At 68.4% G+C, this 17,462-nt stretch carries 12 protein-coding genes, 1 tRNA gene and 1 other RNA gene; 8 read left to right on the top strand and 6 right to left on the bottom strand.

Annotated features, from left to right (window positions below):
- Positions 1–1,463 (bottom strand): DNA polymerase III subunit gamma and tau (locus tag ABT092_RS27155; protein WP_351248402.1); only part of this gene is annotated, 1,463 nt, incomplete at its 3' end.
- 68 nt (positions 1,464–1,531) lie between these two features.
- Positions 1,532–1,626, bottom strand: an RNA gene (ffs, locus tag ABT092_RS27160) — signal recognition particle sRNA small type.
- A 73-nt stretch (positions 1,627–1,699) separates the two neighbouring features.
- Between ffs and ABT092_RS27165 the strand changes: the two genes are divergently transcribed.
- From ABT092_RS27165 to ABT092_RS27180, 4 genes are all read left to right on the top strand, one after another.
- Positions 1,700–1,787 (top strand) — tRNA-Ser (locus ABT092_RS27165).
- Positions 1,788–2,161: 374 nt separating this feature from the next.
- Positions 2,162–3,706 carry a type I restriction-modification system subunit M gene (locus ABT092_RS27170; RefSeq protein WP_351248404.1) on the top strand — a complete coding sequence of 515 codons (1,545 nt, stop codon included), beginning with the start codon at positions 2,162–2,164 and terminating at the stop codon, positions 3,704–3,706.
- Positions 3,699–4,973, top strand: coding sequence for a restriction endonuclease subunit S (locus tag ABT092_RS27175; RefSeq protein WP_351248406.1), 1,275 nt, complete (start codon positions 3,699–3,701; stop codon positions 4,971–4,973). The genes ABT092_RS27170 and ABT092_RS27175 overlap by 8 nt, the downstream gene beginning before the upstream one ends.
- A gap of 15 nt (positions 4,974–4,988) precedes the next feature.
- A complete protein-coding gene (locus ABT092_RS27180; protein ID WP_351248408.1) occupies positions 4,989–8,066 on the top strand; it encodes a type I restriction endonuclease subunit R in 3,078 nt (1,025 codons plus the stop codon).
- A gap of 120 nt (positions 8,067–8,186) precedes the next feature.
- Here the strand turns inward: ABT092_RS27180 and ABT092_RS27185 are convergent, their stop codons facing one another.
- From ABT092_RS27185 to ABT092_RS27195, 3 genes are all read right to left on the bottom strand, one after another.
- Complete coding sequence (locus ABT092_RS27185) at positions 8,187–9,953, bottom strand: tyrosine-type recombinase/integrase (RefSeq protein ID WP_351248410.1); 1,767 nt, start codon at positions 9,951–9,953, stop codon at positions 8,187–8,189.
- Positions 9,950–10,246, bottom strand: coding sequence for a helix-turn-helix domain-containing protein (locus ABT092_RS27190; RefSeq protein ID WP_351248412.1), 297 nt, complete (start codon positions 10,244–10,246; stop codon positions 9,950–9,952). Before ABT092_RS27190 ends, ABT092_RS27185 begins: the two co-directional genes overlap by 4 nt.
- 170 nt (positions 10,247–10,416) lie before the next feature.
- Complete coding sequence (locus tag ABT092_RS27195) at positions 10,417–10,911, bottom strand: helix-turn-helix domain-containing protein (RefSeq protein WP_351248457.1); 495 nt, start codon at positions 10,909–10,911, stop codon at positions 10,417–10,419.
- A gap of 322 nt (positions 10,912–11,233) precedes the next feature.
- Between ABT092_RS27195 and ABT092_RS27200 the strand changes: the two genes are divergently transcribed.
- The 4 genes from ABT092_RS27200 (at position 11,234) to ABT092_RS27215 (ending at position 16,345) form a co-directional block, all read left to right on the top strand.
- Complete coding sequence (locus tag ABT092_RS27200) at positions 11,234–12,754, top strand: DnaB-like helicase N-terminal domain-containing protein (protein ID WP_351248414.1); 1,521 nt, start codon at positions 11,234–11,236, stop codon at positions 12,752–12,754.
- Positions 12,755–13,014: 260 nt separating this feature from the next.
- On the top strand, positions 13,015–13,851 hold the full coding sequence (locus tag ABT092_RS27205) for a DUF2637 domain-containing protein (protein WP_351248416.1): 837 nt from the start codon (positions 13,015–13,017) through the stop codon (positions 13,849–13,851).
- Between the two features lie 437 nt (positions 13,852–14,288).
- Positions 14,289–14,630 (top strand): plasmid mobilization relaxosome protein MobC, encoded by a 342-nt coding sequence (locus ABT092_RS27210; protein ID WP_351248418.1) that lies wholly within the window; start codon positions 14,289–14,291, stop codon positions 14,628–14,630.
- Positions 14,627–16,345 carry a relaxase family protein gene (locus ABT092_RS27215; RefSeq protein ID WP_351248420.1) on the top strand — a complete coding sequence of 573 codons (1,719 nt, stop codon included), beginning with the start codon at positions 14,627–14,629 and terminating at the stop codon, positions 16,343–16,345. The genes ABT092_RS27210 and ABT092_RS27215 overlap by 4 nt, the downstream gene beginning before the upstream one ends.
- A gap of 158 nt (positions 16,346–16,503) precedes the next feature.
- On the opposite strand, the gene ABT092_RS27220 is transcribed toward ABT092_RS27215, so the two are convergent.
- Positions 16,504–17,457, bottom strand: a complete 954-nt coding sequence (locus ABT092_RS27220; RefSeq protein WP_351248422.1) for an FAD-dependent oxidoreductase — start codon at positions 17,455–17,457, stop codon at positions 16,504–16,506.
- Positions 17,458–17,462: the final 5 nt, after the last annotated feature.

Genomic DNA, 17,462 nt, shown 5'->3' on the forward strand with positions numbered 1-17,462 from the left:
GTCGCAGCGGGACGGCCGCCGCCCGCGGCGGCGGCCGTGGGCCATCCGCCCGGGCGCCGGGCCGCGGGGGCGGCAGCACCCTGGTCCGGCGGCGGGCCGGCGGGCGCGGCGGCCGGCGGGACCTGTTCGGCGGGCGGGGCGGGGGGTGCGACGGGCGGGGCGGGGGGTGCGACGGGCGGGGCCTGGGTTGCCGGTGCGGCCGGGACCGGGGGCGCGTAGGCCACGGCGGGGCCGGGCGGGGGCGGGGCGTACTGCACGGGCGGCAGCGGGGCGGCGGCCACGGCCGCGGCGCCGGGGGCGGCGACCCCCGAGCGCTCCAGACGCTCCAGACGGGCCATGACGGAACGCTCGTCGTCGTAGGCCGCGGGGAGCAGCACGCGGGCGCAGATCAGTTCCAGTTGGAGGCGCGGTGAAGTGGCCCCGCGCATCTCGGTGAGCCCCTCGTTCACCAGGTCGGCGGCCCGGCTCAGCTCGGCGCCCCCGAAGACGCCGGCCTGGGCGGTCATCCGCTCGACGACGTCCACGGGGGCGTCGATCAGCCCCTTCTCCGCGGCGTCCGGGACGGCGGCCAGGATGACCAGGTCGCGCAGGCGCTCCAGCAGGTCGGCGACGAAGCGGCGGGGGTCGTTGCCGCCCTCGATGACCCGGTCGACGACCTCGAAGGCCGCGGCCCCGTCCCCGGCGGCGAAGGCGTCCACGACGGAGTCGAGCAGCGAGCCCTCGGTGTACCCGAGCAGCGAGGTGGCCATGGCGTACGTCACACCGTGCTCGTCGGCGCCGGCGAGGAGCTGGTCCATGACGGACATGGAGTCCCGGACGGAGCCGGCCCCGGCCCGGACGACGAGGGGCAGCACCCCCTCCTCGACGGGGATGTCCTCCCGGCCGCACACCTCGCCGAGGTAGTCCCGCAGGGTGCCCGGCGGGACCAGGCGGAAGGGGTAGTGGTGGGTGCGCGAGCGGATCGTGCCGATGACCTTCTCGGGCTCGGTGGTCGCGAAGATGAACTTGAGGTGCTCCGGCGGCTCCTCGACGACCTTGAGCAGGGCGTTGAAGCCGGCCGACGTGACCATGTGGGCCTCGTCGATGATGTAGATCTTGTAGCGGCTGCCGGCCGGCCCGAAGAACGCCTTCTCCCGCAGGTCACGGGCGTCGTCCACGCCTCCGTGGGAGGCGGCGTCGATCTCGATGACGTCGATGGAGCCCGGCCCGTTGCGCGCGAGGTCCCGGCAGGACTGGCAGGTGCCGCAGGGGGTGGGCGTGGGGCCCTGCTCGCAGTTCAGGCAGCGGGCGAGGATGCGCGCGCTGGTGGTCTTGCCGCACCCGCGCGGCCCGCTGAACAGGTACGCGTGGTTGACCCGGTTGTTCCGCAGGGCCTGCTGCAGGGGCGCAGTGACATGCTCCTGCCCAATGACCTCGGCGAACGACTCCGGGCGATAGCGGCGGTACAGCGCGAGAGACGACACGCCTACGAGGTTATAGGCGCCCACCGACAACCCGGGCCCGAAGCGGACGACACCGCTCCCCCGCACACGCGAACGCCCCCCACGCACCCGCCAGAGCCGACCTACCCTTGCTGCCTTCCGGCCCTGGGGGAGTTCAGTCAGATAGCGCCACGTGAGGGGCTCCGCACAGAGTACCCGATCCGGGGGCCCGCGAACGAGTTCGCTCGCACCGCTCGGCGTCATGTAATGTCATCCGCGGAGGATTCGCCTAGAGGCCTAGGGCGCACGCTTGGAAAGCGTGTTGGGGGCAACCCCTCACGAGTTCGAATCTCGTATCCTCCGCCAGTGCCTCACCGGGCACTAACGTCGAAGGCCCCGCTGTCCGCAGCGGGGCCTTCGACGTACGTGGTCTCAGTTTTGGTCCCAGTTACGCGGGGCGGGCAGCCGTGGACGCCCACACAGGCAGACCCTGGCTACTCCCTGCCGGCGATCGGGCACCGGGTTCGTGATCGTCGACTGTGTCGATACAAAGATCCCCGTTGCGGGGCATGAGGCTCCGCGGCGACGTGCGGGCCGCACCGGCCCGGGTCAGCCCCTTGAACCGGCCAGCAGAGAGGTCGACCACAGCCTCATTGTCGGAGCGCCAAAATAGGATGCCCAGCGGAGACTGCACGGCTTCTAGCCCGCCACCCAGACACGAGCAAGGACACCCCCGACTGATGGCAGTGACCCAGCAGGAGATCGAGAACCGGTTGTGGGACGCGGCCGACGAGCTGCGCGTGGCAATGCCCGAAGCACAGTACTCCTCGGTCGTCTTCCCCCTGATGTTCTGGAAGTACCTGTCGGATACCTGGGAGCACACCCACCAGACCTTCCTTGAGGAGAACGACGACCTCTCAGCCGAGGAAGCCGACGAGGTCGAGTACAGCAACTACCAGACGTTCAAAATCCCCCTCATCTTCCCTGGCACCGTCGCCGAGACCCGCGCTTCTTGGTCATCCATCCTCACTACCGTCGCCCAGCACGGCCTCGGCCAGCGGGTCCGCGCTTCCCTCCAGGCCATCGAGTCGGCCAACCCTGACAAGTTCTCCCGCATCTTCGGGTCCATGACGTGGACCTCCGAAGCGGTGCTACCGGGGGAGGTACTGGCGTCGGTTATGCGGGCGATGAACCGCGTCCCCAAGATGCACGAGGGCAACATGTCCCACGACGTGCTCGGCGGGGCGTACGAGTACCTACTCAAGCGCTTCTCCGACGGGTCAGGCACCCGCGCCGGCCAGTTCTTCACCCCACGTGAGGTCGTCGAGCTGATCATGGAGCTGCTGGCCCCCAAGAACCACGAGTCGGTGTACGACCCGACCTGCGGGTCTGGTGGCATGCTCATTGCCGCCGCGAGCCTTCTGAAGGCCCGTGGCGGACGGGGATACTCCCTCAGCCTGAACGGGCAGGAAGCGGTGACGGACACCGCAGGTGTGGCCCGCATGAACCTGTTCATGCACAACCTGACCGAGTTCAAGGTCGAGGTCGGCGACACCCTGAGAGACCCGCGCTTCAAGAAGCCGGATGGGTCCGTGAAGCAATTCGACGTGATCGTCGCCAATCCGCCCTACAGCCTGAAGTGGAAGCCCTGGACCAACGACCCGCGCGCCATCGGAGGGGTTGCCCCACAGTCGTCGGCGGACTGGGCATTCGTGCAGCACATGATCGCCAGCATGGACCAGAAGAAAGGCCGTGTCGGCGTTGTCCTGCCGCACGGTGTCCTCTTTCGAGTTGGCCAGGAGGCAGCCATCCGTCGGCGCGCCCTGGACAGTGACCTCCTGGAAGCCGTGATCGGGCTACCGTCGAACCTCTTTTACAACACGACGATCCCGACCTGCATCCTCGTATTCCGCGCCCGCGGCAGCAAGATCCCGGAGCGACAAGACGGCGTGTTGTTCATCGACGCCTCCACACGGTTTACCAAATCCAAGAACCGCCATCTCCTCACTGACGCAGACATCGCGGACATCGTAGCGGCCTACCACGCGGGCTCCGACAATGCCGGAGTGGCTGGCCTCTCGGCGCGGTTTGTCTCCACATCAGAGATCGCGGCGAACGGGTACGACCTCAACATCGGCCGCTATATCAAGCAGGCCGCCACCGCGCAGGAGGACCTCGGCACCCTCATCGACGCCTACAACATCGCCCGGGGCGAGCGGCAAAAGACCGAGCAGCGCATGCTCACGGCCCTCTCTGCCGCAGGGATCGAGGGCTTCGATGAGTGACTGGCAGCAGATCACCTTCGTCGACCTGGAGGCTCCTGCGCGGTGCAGGGAACCCGTTCCACCCCAGGGATCGAGAGCTTCGATGAGTGAAGGTTATCCGCTTCGTCCGCTCGGGGAGGTAATGCGCCTCGACATCCAGCGCACACCAATGAAGCCGGCAACTATCTACCGCCTAGCCGGGGTTCTGAACTCAGGAAAGGGAGTTATCGCCAAAGGCGAACTCAGCGAAACAAATACAGAGTACGCGGCAATGAATGTGCTACGCGCCGACCAGGTCGTGATGCGGAAACTGACCGCATGGGAAGGCCCAATCACCGTAGTACCTGCCGAGTTCGACGGATTCGTTGTCAGTAACGAGTTTCCGACATTCACGCTTGGCCCCGAGTTGATGCCCGACTGGATGAGGCACGTCTGCCGCTCACCGCGACTTTGGGCAGAAATGAAGAACCGAGTGAGCGGGACGGTTCAACGCCGTAAGCGTCTGAACCCAGAGCAACTCTTGCAGATTCAAATCCCGATCCCACCGCGCAAGGTACAGGCCCGGATCGTCGACGTGCTTGATGCGGTGGACGACCAGGTCAACGCACTGGACATGGAGGCGGATGCGATTCTGGACGTTCTTCGCCGCCTTCGCGCCGACTCGATGACTGACAGTTCAGCTGATGAAGTCCGCGCGGACAAAGTGTTTAGCATCACGATGGGCCGCCAACGCTCACCACAACGCGCCACCGGCCCGCACATGACTTTCTACCTACGGTCTGCCAACGTCGGCTATGGAACCCTTGACCTCTCCGACGTACTTGAGATGGATTTCAACCCTAGCGAGCGGGAGACCTTCGGGCTCCGGTACGGGGATGTCCTCGTATCCGAGGGGAGCGCGAGCGAGACCGCAGTGGGAATGCCAGCCATGTGGCGGGACGAGCTCACAGCTCCGGTCTGCTTCCAGAACACCCTGCTTCGCTATCGCGCCATCGAAGGCGTCAGCATTCCAGCGTTCGTCAAGCACTGGTGCCTATGGGCGTACGAGTCCGGGCAATTCCGTGACGTCGCCGGCGGAACCAACATCAAGCACATCGGGTCCAGGCGAGCGGTTCAGATGCTGGTGCGTCTCCCGAGTGTTGCCGAACAGGAGCGAATCGCGACAGAACTCGACTCGATAAGCGAGGCCGTCGCAGCAACGCGCACAGAGAGTGCCCGCCTCCGCAAAGTCCAGTCCGGGCTGCTGGCTGGGTTGCTGGACCGTTCCATCGACATCAAGTCTGCCTAACTGGGGGTCTGAGCCATGGCAAAAGGCATTCGGGAGAGCGAGTTCCAGAAGTCGATGATCCAGTGGTCTCTCCCCATGGGATGGGGCTTCACAGCGGGCAGGTTGCTACCTCGCGAAACGACACAAACAGTGCTCGCCACCCAGCTGCGGGACGCCATCGTCCAGCTCAACCCTGGGGTGATCGACGGGTTCGACGTGGACGCCGTGGTCGAGGAGATCATCGCCACGGTCAACGCCGTCGACGGCGGGCTGGTGCGAGCCAACGAGCAGGTACTGGAGCTGCTTCGCGGACACAAGGAGTTCCGAGGCGGCGACGGTGTGTGGCACGCCTTGAAGGTCATCGATTTCGAGCGCCCGACCACCAACACCCTGGTCGTGTCGGACGAGGTGACCATCACCATCCCCGGGAAGACTCCCCGCCGGTTCGATCTTGTGTACTGGGTCAATGGCCTGCCCCTCGTTGTCGTAGAGGTGAAGTCACCGACTGCTAAGGCAGGGTGGGCCGACGCCGCACGCGAGATCAACGACGTGTACGCCACCGAATATCCGTGGTTCTTCACCCCCAATGTCTTCGCTGTCGCCTCCGACGGGCTGAAGCTACGGTTCGGTGCCGCTGGTGCGCCCCTGAACCTGTGGCAGCCGTTCCGATCCACCGCCGACGACGAGAACCTGTCCGGGCGGGCCGATGTGCAGCGCTCCGTCGAGCTGCTGCTCAACCCGGCCACGGTCCTGGACATGCTCGAAAACTTCGTCCTCTTCGACACCTCGGGAGGCGGGGCAGACAAGAAGTACCTGCCCCGCTACCCGCAGATGGAGGCCGCCCATCTGATCCACAGGCGGGTCCTGGCCGACGGAAAGAAGGGATTGATCTGGCATCACCAAGGCAGCGGGAAGACGCTGCTGATGGTGTTCGCCGCTTCGCTCCTGCTGGCTGACACCCGCACCGAGTCGCCCACGATCATCTTGCTCTCCGACCGAACCCAGCTCGTGCGGCAGACCTCCGGGGTGTTCACCTCCGCGATGGGCGACGCCTACTTCCACCAGCCCTCCACCAGCAAGGAATTGCGTTCCCTGCTGGCAGACGATGTGCGCGGCGTCATCTCCACCACTGTCCACAAGTTCGCGGACGCCGGCAAGAACCTGTCGACCCGCCGCAACATCATCGTGCTGGTCGATGAGGCACACCGCACGCAGTCGTCCGAGGAAGAGTCCCTGGCGGGGCAGATGCGTGCAGCGTTGCCGCACGCGAAGTTCTTCGGGATGACCGGCACACCCGTCAGGAACCTCTCGACCAACACCTTCGCCCTCTTCGGTGAGGAGACCGACCCGAACAGGGTGCTGCATCGATACTCGGTGTCCCGGTCTCTACAGGACGAGGCAACCGTTCCCGTCATGCTGGACCCGCACCCGGTCACCTTCGAGATGGACGACGGGGCGCTACAGGCCGAGTTCGACCAGTTCGCCGACGAATTCGACCTCGACGACCCTGACCGTGAATCCTTGTCCCGCAAGTTCGGGCGCCTCACCTCGGTTTTTACCAACCCCGAACGCATCCACACGGTGTGCCAGGACATCGTGGACCACTACCTGGCCGGCACCTATCGCAACGGCCTCAAGGCACAGGTCGTCGCCTACAACCGCGAGCTGGCCGTGGCGTACACGGACAAGATCAACGAACTGTTGGCCGGTTACGAAGCAGCGCAGGTGCTCGCAGAAGTCGGCAGGCACGAGCGGATCACCGCAGAGGTGAACATCCACGTCTCGGACGCCAAGAACGAGGAAGCGGCCATGCGGCCCTACCGGCTCTCCGAGGTCGACGAGGAGGACCAGAAGCGGCGGTTCCTCACTCCCGATGACCCACTGTGCTTCCTGGTCGTGACGGCCAAGCTGATGACCGGGTTCGACGCGCCCAACGAGGGCGTCCTCTACCTGGACAAGCCCATGAAGGCTCACAACCTGTTCCAGACGATCACTCGGCCGAACCGCACCTGGGTGTCCCCGGCCGGATTCGTAAAGACCACCGGCGTGGTCGTGGACTACATCAGCCTGGCCGAAGAGGTCCAGCGTGCCGTCGTCGATCCCACCTCGGAAGGGTCCGCCGGCAAGGGCGGTGGGTTCGTCACCGACTTGACCGACCTGGTCGCCGAGTTCCGGACTACCTTCGCTCGCGTCGAAGACCTTCTCGCAGACGTGGACGGCCTCGACCTCACAGCCCACGGGTACGAGTCCGTACGTGCCATCAACGGCTTCCTGGACGCCGACCCTGACGCCGCCGAGGTCTTCAGCAAGGACTACCGGCTTCTGGCCCGCCTGTACCCGCTCATCAACACGGACAAGCGGGTCGCCAAGTACCAGGACGGGTTCGGGCTCTTCGGGTCTGCGTACACGACCCTGTTCAAGAAGTCTTCCGACGAGGAAAGGAAGGAGCGACTGGGCGAGCTGGGGCCGATGGTCCTGGAGATAATCAACGCCCATGTCCACTCCTTCTCGGTGGCCGCCTCCCAGGAAGAAGCTCTCGTCCTGGATGCCCAGGGCGTCACGATCCTCAAGGAGCTGCTGGCCCTCGTCCGTCCCAAGCCCGACAAGGACGGCAACGAGGACAAGAGGCCGCCGTCTGCGGCGGAGATCCTGGACCAGATCAAGGCCGCCCTTGAGAAGGGCATCGAACCGGGGTCCGCGAGGTACACGGCCCTGGCAGAGCGGATCAGGCAACTGCGGGACCGCATCATCCAGAACGCCCAAGACGCCCTGGAGTTCCTGGCCGAAGCACTCCGGGTCGCCCGTGCCATCGTGAACGCCGAGAAACACCCCGACGAAGCCGTCGTACTGGATGACGACCACGTGGGTGTCCTGTCTCGGATCATCCGAGAGCACGCGCCGCCCGGTCTCACCGTCACGGAGCAGAACCTGGCCGAGGAGATCGACCAGGTCGTCAAGCGCACCCTCGCCCAGTCATGGGACAACGCTGAGGCCCGCAACCGTGGCGTCCGTCGTGCCACCGCCGCAGTCTTCCGCCGGTACACGTTGAAGCCGGTGGGAGAGCCTTATGGCTCCACCGTCGCCTACGTCGAAGCTCACTATCTCGTCGACTGAGTACGCACTGAGGCCCGGCAACCTGTGGCGGTTGCCGGGCCTCGCCTCACATGGGCCCGATGCCCTGGCTTCACGTGGCTGACTCCACTGATTCGCCATGGCGGGTGTCATTCCGGGGCACTACCAGTCGTCGGTGTCGCCGTACTTCCCTGGATGCCGTGCACGGTCCACAGCCTGTGCGCATGCCTCGGCGAAGGCCGCCGCCACGGCCGTCTTGCCCGTGCCTCGCACCTCGGCCTCGACCTCCTGGCCTGTGCCGGGGCGTCGGGCCGTACGCCAAGCTGAGGCGCGGTCGGTGTAACGGTCGGTCTCGAACTCCCAGGCCGGCACCGACCACTGCTCCAGGCCCCCGCTTGCCACGCGTTCTCCGCCAGGGAGAAACAGTGCTCGGGCATGGAAGATCACGGCCCGCTCCGGTACACGGTCGCGGATGGCGCTCCCGCCGCCGGACCCCTGGTGCTCCCAGTTCCAGCGGTCCCATTCCTCGACCTCAGCAGTGTGGTCTGGCCAGTCCTCGCTCCACCGTGCGACGACCTCGTCGGCGTGCTCGCGGTGGAGGAAGGGCACACGCCGATCGCCAAGGCGAGCGACGTGGACCATCAGCGCCGCGGGGACGGGGCTCTGGTCGGCCTCCAACGCAGCGCTTCCCGCGGTCTGGTCCGTGCCCCAGAGGAGGCCGCCGACCTTGGCCGCGGTGTCTTTGAGAACGCGGCTCGTCAGGTGCTGGTAGCGGCGGCGCATCCGGGCGGACTTGCCAGGCTCCCAGCCCATGATGGCATCGACGACCGCGTCGGAGACGCCGAGGATGAGCAGGACAGTCGCCGCGGTGTGGCGGGCGTCGTGAAGGCGGGCATCGCGGACGCCAGCGGCCTTCAGGAGCTCCTTCCATTTGTGGTAGTCAGTGTTCGGGTTCAGGGGCTCGCCGGTGGGCGAGGTGAAGACGTACCCCTTCTCCGTCCAGAGGTCGCGGGCCACGGTTCGCTCACGGGCCTGGTCCTCCTTGTGCCGGCGCAGGAGCTGGAGCAGTTCTTCGGGGACGCCGATGGGCCGTTGGCCAGCGCGGGACTTGGCGTTCTTCGTCTCGCGGCGGGTGTTGATCTTCTGGGGGCAGAAGCCGGGCTTGCGTCCGCAGCGGTCGCCGCAGCCGTGCTTGTAGCGGGGCCGCAGCCGACCACGGCGTACGCGGATGACGCCGAGCTCGAAGTCGACGTCGTCCCACTGCATGCCGAGGACCTCGCCCTGGCGCAGGCCGAGGGCGAGCGCGATGACCCAGCGGGCGGCGTTGCGGTGCTTGGCGGCCTCGGCGAGCAGGTGCTGGACCTCCTCGACCGTGTACGGCTCGACCTCCTCCTCTTCGACCTTGGGGGCCTTGGCGATGGCAGCCGGGTTCGCGGTGAGGTGCTTGCGGCGCACGGCCTCGTTCAACGCCGTGCGGATCGTGCGGTGGGCCTGGTGGGCGGTGCCGGCGGCGCTGCCGTTGTCCTGCATCTTCTTGTAGAAGCGCTCCAGGTGTTCGGGGTCGAGCTTCTCCAGGCGATGGGCACCCAGGCCGGGGATGAGGTGATGGTTCACCGCGACGCGGTAGCCGTCGATGGTGTTCTCGGAGACGTGCACTGCGGCGATGTTCTCGACCCAGTGGGTGAGCCAGCTCTTCACGGTCCAGGACTGGCCGGCCTTGCGGACGGCGCCCTCGTCGCGCTGGCGCTCCAGCTCACGGACGGCCTTGGTGACCTCGGGGCGGGTCTTGCGGCTGACGTGGCGCCGGTCCGGGGCGCCGTCGTCCTTGACACCGACGGTGACGCGGCCGTGCCAGCGACCGTCCTTGCCGAGGTAGATGGACGAGGCGCCGTTGGGCTGGCGGGACTTCGGTGCGGAGGCTCGCGTCACGCGGCGGCCCCGAAGTCGGACGCCGACAGTCGGCGGGCCAGGAAGTCGTTCACCGCCTCCGCTGGGATGCGGCGCAAGCTGCCGATCTTGACGGAGGCGATCTCGCCGGAGGAGACGTACTCGTACAGCTTGGTGCGGCCAATGCCAATCCGGCGGGCGGCTTCGGCGACGGTGAGGGCGACCAGGGTCGTGTCGCCGGCGGATCGCCGCTCGACCATCAAGGTGCGCAGGGCGTCTTCGGGAACCTCCAGGAGCTGGGCTATCTGGGAAATGGGCAGGGCGGGTTGTGGCATGGGGATGCTCCTCGCGCCGGCTTCGCGGCTCGCGGGGAGCGGCAACTCCCGTCGGCCTGGCCGGTGGCGTCGTTCAGGGATGGATGGGTCGGTGGATGACCGTCGGCGACGGAGGTCGCCGTGCGTGGGAGTTCTCGGCGTTCGTAGCGCCTTGAAGGGGCAGCGGTTGGCTATTCGCTGGCGGGTGGCTGTCCCTGGTTCCGCAGGTGCGCCCGGGATGGGTGCAGGCTCCTCTGGAGGGCCCGTTCTTCGAGCCGGAGGAGTTCGTCGACCTGGCCTCTCTGCTCGGGGCCCTTGTCCCCGTATGCGTTGAGTTCCATGTCGATCTCGTGCAGGTGCATCTGGTTCCGGTCGATCGCCGCTCGCAGTTGGCGGTACTCCCGTGTCATCTGCACGTACTCACGGGCAAGCTCGCGGATGCGGGGCGTGGCCAGTTCGTCCGGCGGCCCAGTCAGGTCCTGCATGGTGAGGTCGAAGACCTTGCAGAAGCCGAGCGCCTCGTCGAGGTTGACCCTGCGACGGGGTTTGCCGCTCTCGATGCGCCAGATCGCCGACTGGTTGATCGGATGGCCGGCGGCGGCCATCTCCTCGGCGAGTTTCACCGTGCTCCAGCCGCGGACCTCGCGCTCCAGTTTGATGCGGGCAGCGACGTGCTCCTCCGGCATCGGACGACCGGGACCGGCGCGCTCCGCACCTTCCTCACCGCTCACTCGCACCTCCCTTCACGCAACATCGGGTCCACTAGGGCCAGCGTCCACAACTAAACATCGTTGCGGAGTGAAATGCAAGGCGTTGCGCTGCCGAAAATCTCGGCTATGGTCGTAGTCCGCCGTACAGCGGCGGACGCAACCGCACACGCAAGCGGCCCCGGCGCTACGAACACCGGGGCCGAAGTAGAGGCTCCACCGCACAACCATCCATCCCTGAACGATCGAAACCGGAGGCCGGGGTTGCCGCCCCGTAATGGCCTGCCGGATGAGGAGCTCCGTGAACCAGGGTACGACCCTGCCATCCCAGGCGCCATCCCGCTTCGACGAAGGTCCCACCCCGATGGAGCCTCCGTTCAACCTGGACGCCGAACGCGCGGTCCTCGGCGCCTGCATGCACAAGGCCGACGTTATCGACGAGGTCCGGCCCGTCCTCGGTGACGACGCGTTCTACCGGCCCGCGCACGAGACGATCTGGCGAGCACTCCTCACCCAGCACCGCGAGGACAAGCCGACCGACCCCATCGTCCTCACCGAGCTGCTCCAGCAACAAGGTGACCTCCAGCGGGTCGGCGGTCACGCCTACGTGTTCCAGCTCGCCGACGCGCCCTACGGCACCGGCAGCGCGGAGCACCACGCGGAGATCGTCCGCGAGAAGGCCGACCTGCGCCGCCTGGTGACCTCCGCCGTACGAACCCTCCAGCGGGCCCAGGAACCTGGTGCCGACCCCGAGGCGATACGCAGCGAGGTCGAAGCGGAAGTCCGCGCCGAACGCGAGCGGGCACTCGCCTCGGGGCAGGGTCGGCTGTCCCGCTTCGCCACCGACGGGTGGTCGTTCGTCAAAGAGAGCGGCGCGGACGCCGAGCCCCTGTGGGGTACCCGCGAGAAGACCGTCTGGGCACCCGGCGAAAGCCTGATGATCGTCGGGGCTCCGGGCGTCGGCAAGACCACCCTGGCACATCAGGTGATCTTCGCCCGTCTGGGCTTGCAGGAGACCGTCCTGGAGATGCCCGTGGCCCCCAGCAGGCGGGTGCTCTACCTGGCCATGGACCGGCCCAAGCAGATCGCCAAGGCCATGGCCCGCCGGGTCTTCCCCACGGACGAGAAGATCCTGCGCGAGCGACTCGTGGTCTGGGAAGGTCCGCTGCCCACCACGCTCGACAAGGAGCCCGACCTCCTGGCCGACCTCGCCGCCGCCCACCAGGCCGACACCATCGTGATCGACAGCCTCAAGGACGCGGTCAGCACGATGGTCGACGACAGCCTCGCGGTCGCCTTCCACAACGCCCGCATGCGCGCCCTGCGCAACGGTGTGGAGATCATGGAGCTACACCACCAGCGCAAGGCCACCGCCGACGCGCCGCGCGGCCAGCGCCCCAGCCTGGACCAGGTCTACGGCTCCACCTGGATCACCGCCGGCGCGGGCAGCGTCCTGTTCGTCAGCGGCCGGGCAGGCGACCCCGCCGTCACCCTGCACCACCTGAAGACCCCCACCGGTGAAGTCGGCCCGCTGGACGTCACCCACGACCACGTGCGCGGCACCACCACCGTCGACCCCACCAAGGACCCCGCCGCCCTGCTGCGCAACGCCCCCAACGGGCTGACCGCACGAGACCTGGCGACCATCCTCATCGGCGGTGGTGATCCCGAACGCGCCGACATCGAGAAGGCGCGACGCCACCTCGGCCGCCTCGTCGACAGCGGCCTGGCCACCAAGGCCGACGGCATCGCCGGAGGGGCCGGAGGCGGTCAGCAGGCCCGCTACTACGCCTCCGCCCGCCATCTCACCGCCGTCGGCTGACCCTCTCACCAGCCCCTGCGGAGCGATCACGCGACCGTACACGCGGCCCCGCGCCCGCACACCGCCGTGAACCGCTCATAGCGCACACGCACACCGTAAAACCGCAGGTCAAGCGATCACACGAGCGTCCACGCCGCACACGCCTCCAAGCGATCACGCGCGGGGCCCCCTTTAGAAGGGGGCCCGCGTGTACGCCCCCTCCGTGAACGCCCCTCACTTCCACCTCACAAGCCCCGCCGCACCACCCGGAGCGAACCGCCTTGCACTCCCCCGCCCCCATCACACCAACCGCCATACGCGGCAGCCGCACCATCCGCCTCGGCATCGTCCTGCTCGCCACCGTCGGCTTCGCGCTCTCCTACGACGCCCTGCGACACATGGCCGTCGCCATCCACATCCGCGGTCCGCTCACCTACCTCTTCCCCCTCGTCATCGACGGCTTCATCGCCATCGGCGTGGTCGCCCTGCTCATCCTGCGCACCGCACCGCTGCGGTCCCGCCTGTACGTGTGGGCGCTCGTGGGACAGGCCACGGTCACCAGCATCTGGGCCAATGCCCTGCATGCCATCCGCCTCAACGAAGAGACCCGCCTCTACCTCGACAACGCCACCGTCGGAGCCCTGTCCGCCATCGCCCCGCTCGCCCTCGCGGGGGCCGTTCATCTCTACCTCGTCATCAACCGCCATCTCTCCGCCGACAAGGCCGTCACCGCAGAAACGCCATCCGCCACGCGGCCCGCCACAACCGCCATGCCCCGGCCGAGCCGTCCGATCCGCCAGCGCCCCGCCCAGGACGTCAGCACCGCCCCCTCCGCCAAGAGCGGCGAACCCGCTCCAGATGCGCAGAGCGCCAAGGGCACGCACTCGGCAACCACGGCAGCACTCAGGAAGGGCGGACGCAGGGCAACCGTCCCCGACGACGTACTCCTGGCGACCGCCCGCGCCCTCGGCGCCCAGACCGGCAAGGTCCCGCGCACAGCCTTGGAGAACGCCGTCCGCCAGAAGGGCTACACCATCCGCAAGGACCTCGCCCAAGAGGCAGCCGACACCGTCACGGCGGAACTCGCCGACCCCACGGCCACCGCTGCCGCCGCATAGCCGGAGCTCCACGGCCGCCGGGCGTTGGCAAACCACGGAGAGCATCCCGCCAACGCCCGGCGACAGCCCTCAAGCCGTCCCGCTCTCCGTACGAGACGCCTGCGCTCAACGCGCTCAACCCCAGTGGTGCCCACGACCCGGCCCCGACAGCAACCGAAGGAAACCCTGTGCGCAATCAGGACACCCCATCCACCAGCCAGCAGGAGACGACCACCACAGCCACCAGCGGAGCAAGTTGTCCCGGGAGCAATGCTCCCGGAGTTCCCGCCCCGGGGGTGGCGGGACCGGCCCTGCGCCAGGGGGCACCGGACCGGCAGGCAGCGGCCGGGGGCGGACCGCGACCTGAAGGGGAACGGCCGGCCGAGTCCCTCTCGCGCAAGCGTCAGCGTGCTCGTCAGCCGAAGCCCCACAAGCGCCTGCACCAGCCCAGCTGCCGTATGAACGACGCCGAGTACAAGCGCTTCACCGACGCAGCCACCCAGTGCCAGATGACCAATGCCGCCTTCCTCGCCTACGCCGTCGACAAAGCCGCCCGCGACCTGACCCGCACCGCCGCCGAGATCGCCACCGAACGCGAGTTCATCGACGAGGTCTTCGCCGCCCGCAGGCATCTGGGCCGCATCCACGGCCTGTTCAACCAGGTCGCCAAGGCCCTCAACTCCGGAGCCGACGCACCCCACCTCGATGCCGCCGCCCGGGCCGTCATGGGCGCTGCCCGTCGTATGGAGGGTGCCGCCGATGCCCTGCTCGCCCACCGCGATGGCGGTGCCCCGGCGTGATCCCCCGCATCCACAAGCGCGGCAGCGAGACGATCGGGCTGATCCGGTACCTCTACGGCCCTGGCACCCACGAGGAGCACGTCGACCCGCACCTGATCGCCGCTTTCGACCCGCTCACCCCCGACCCCGGCCGCGACCCCAGCGCCACCTACGAGCAGTTGCAGCGCCTGCTCGACCAGCCCGTGAACGCCCTGCCAGTCGGCCGACGTCCCAAGAAGCACGTGTGGCACCTGTCCGTACGTGCCGGCCCCGAAGACCCGATCCTGTCCGACGAGGACTGGGTGGCCATCGCCCGCCGCATGGTCACCGCCACCGGCATAGCACCTGACGGCGACGATGCCGCATGCCGGTGGGCGGCCGTCCGGCACGCCGACGACCACATCCACGTCGTCGCCACGCTGGTCCGCGACGACGGACGACGGCCCCGCCTGAACAACGAGGCCCGCCGTGCCCAGGCCGAGGCGCGCGCCATCGAGGCCGACTACGGCCTGCGCAAGGTCAGCCCGGGCGATGGCACCGCCGCCAAGCGCCCCACCAGCGCCGAACGCCACAAAGCCGACCGCCGGGGACAGCAGCGCATCCCGCGCGAGGAACTGCGCGAGGCGGTCCGCCGCTCGGTGGCCGGAGCAGCGAGCGAGGAGGAGTTCTTCGGCCGCCTCGCTGCGGCCGGCCTACGCATCCGGCGCCGCATCGCGCCGTCAGGCGACACCCTCGGCTACACCGTCGCCCTCCCCGGCGACCGCAACGCCAAGGGCGAACCCGTCTTCTACTCCGGCTCCAAGCTCGCCCCCGACCTCTCCCTGCCCCGCATCCGCGAACGCTGGACCCGGGCCTCGGAGGACGCCACCTCGCAGCCGGCTCTGCCATCGGTGACCGGACCCGCCTCCGCACGCCGGCACGCCACAGCCGCCGCCTGGCAGGCACTGCTCGTCATCGACCACGGGGACGACAGCGTGATCGCCGCGCAGATCACCGCTACCGGAGAAGTCCTCGATGCCCTCGCCCACACCTCCGCCGCCTACACCCGCCACGAACTCCAGGCCGCGGCCACGGCGTTCGAACGCGCCTCCCGCTCCCACGTCCGCGCCGCACGCCGCCACGGCCATGCCCTTCGCCGGGCTGCTCGCGACCTGGTCCACAGTGGCACGGCCTTCGGCCGAGGAGAGGACAGCGCCACCACGGCCATGGCGCTCGACATGCTGATCTTCCTCGTCATCGCCGCCGCGACCTGGCACGCCAAGAAGCAGCACGCCCAGCAGGCCGAGGCCGCCCGCCGGGCCGCCGTGCACCTCCGCGCCGCCTACCAGTCTGCCGCCGCACGTCCCATGACCCTGCTCCACCAACGGGGCACTCGCCTGGCCCCGACCTGGCAGCGCCACCACTCCACCGCCATACGCCAAGCCCTGCCCGAACTGGCCGACCAGATCCTCGCCGAACCCGGCTGGCCAGCACTCGCAGCCACCCTCGACGAAGCCCGGACCGCAGGCCACAACCCCACCACCCTGCTCACCCGGGCAGCGGCCCGCAGGGAACTGGACTCGGCGGAACGCATGAGCGACGTGCTCGTGTGGCGGCTGCGACGCATGGCCGGCCTACCTGCTGATCCCCAGAACTCCCAGGGTCAACGAGTCGGCGTCGCCCACGCCGTGTCCTCTCCAGAACGGGCAGTTCACATCGGGACCAGGCCCGCGAACAATCCCCCACGACGACGCTGAGCCCAAAGCCGGTTGGGGACCGTCATTGCCGCAGGCGCCGGCAGACTCCGCCTTGCACAAGGACTGAGCGCACAGGAACCGGTGGCCGGTGGCACTCACTCGCCGGCACCAGCGAGTGTCGCAACGCCTTCGCGGCGAATCCTGCTGTCGGCGCGATTTCACCGTTCTCCCACCAAACGCTGTGCCTCCTCGGCACAGCCCCAGGACAGCGTGACCCCGGCGCCTCCGTGCCCGTAGTTGTGCACGACCACGGTGCCGTCCTCCCGCCGCTCCGCCTCCACGCGGACCGTGGCCCGGGTCGGCCGGGCGCCGATCCGGTGTTCCAGGACTCGGGCCTCGGCGAGACGAGGTTCGATCTCGGCGCAGCGGGCGAGGATGTCGGCCGCAGCCTTGTCGTCGGGGGCGAGGTCCCCTTCGCCGTCGATGGCGGTGCCGCCTAGGACGACGGTGTCGCCGTGGGGGTAGAAGCACAGCAGGTCCGGCGAGGGGCCGGTGTCCTCCGAGAAGAACTCGGTCAGCCCGGGGTTGGTGACGACGACGTGCTGGCCGCGGATGGGCCGGAGGTCAGGGTCCGGGACCATTTCCCTGGCACCCAGACCCGTGCAGTTGACGATCACGGAAGCAGGCCCTGCGTCCGCGAGCGAGGCCAGGCGCCGGAGATCGACCGTTCCTCCAGCGGCGTCGAGCCGGTGCAGGAGGTGGGCGAGGTAGGTGGGCATGTCGATCAGCGGCACCGTGAACCGGTGGCCGGCCGAGAATCCGGCCGGCAGTTCGGCCGGTTGGCACGGCCGGAATCCGGGCAGGGTGGCGGCCCAGTCCGGTGGCGCCTCCGCCGTGCGGGACGCCTCGATGCCGCTGGTGAGCCGGACGCCCGTGGACGGGGCCACCGCCAGCTCGCGGAAGACCTCCAGGGACCGCTGCCCCCACCGGTCGACCTTGTCCTTCGGCTCGACCAGGTACGGCCCCCACATCGCCCCGGCCGCCAACGAGGTGACGCCCGGCACCTGCTCGGCGATCACCTGCACCGAGGCTCCGGCCTCGGCGAGAACGACAGCGGTGGTGAGCCCCGCCACCCCGGCCCCGACGACGACAACGCGCTCCCCTGCGGTCATGATCC

This window comes from Streptomyces sp. NPDC002490 (genome assembly GCF_040296045.1).
In the GTDB taxonomy this organism is placed as follows: domain Bacteria; phylum Actinomycetota; class Actinomycetes; order Streptomycetales; family Streptomycetaceae; genus Streptomyces.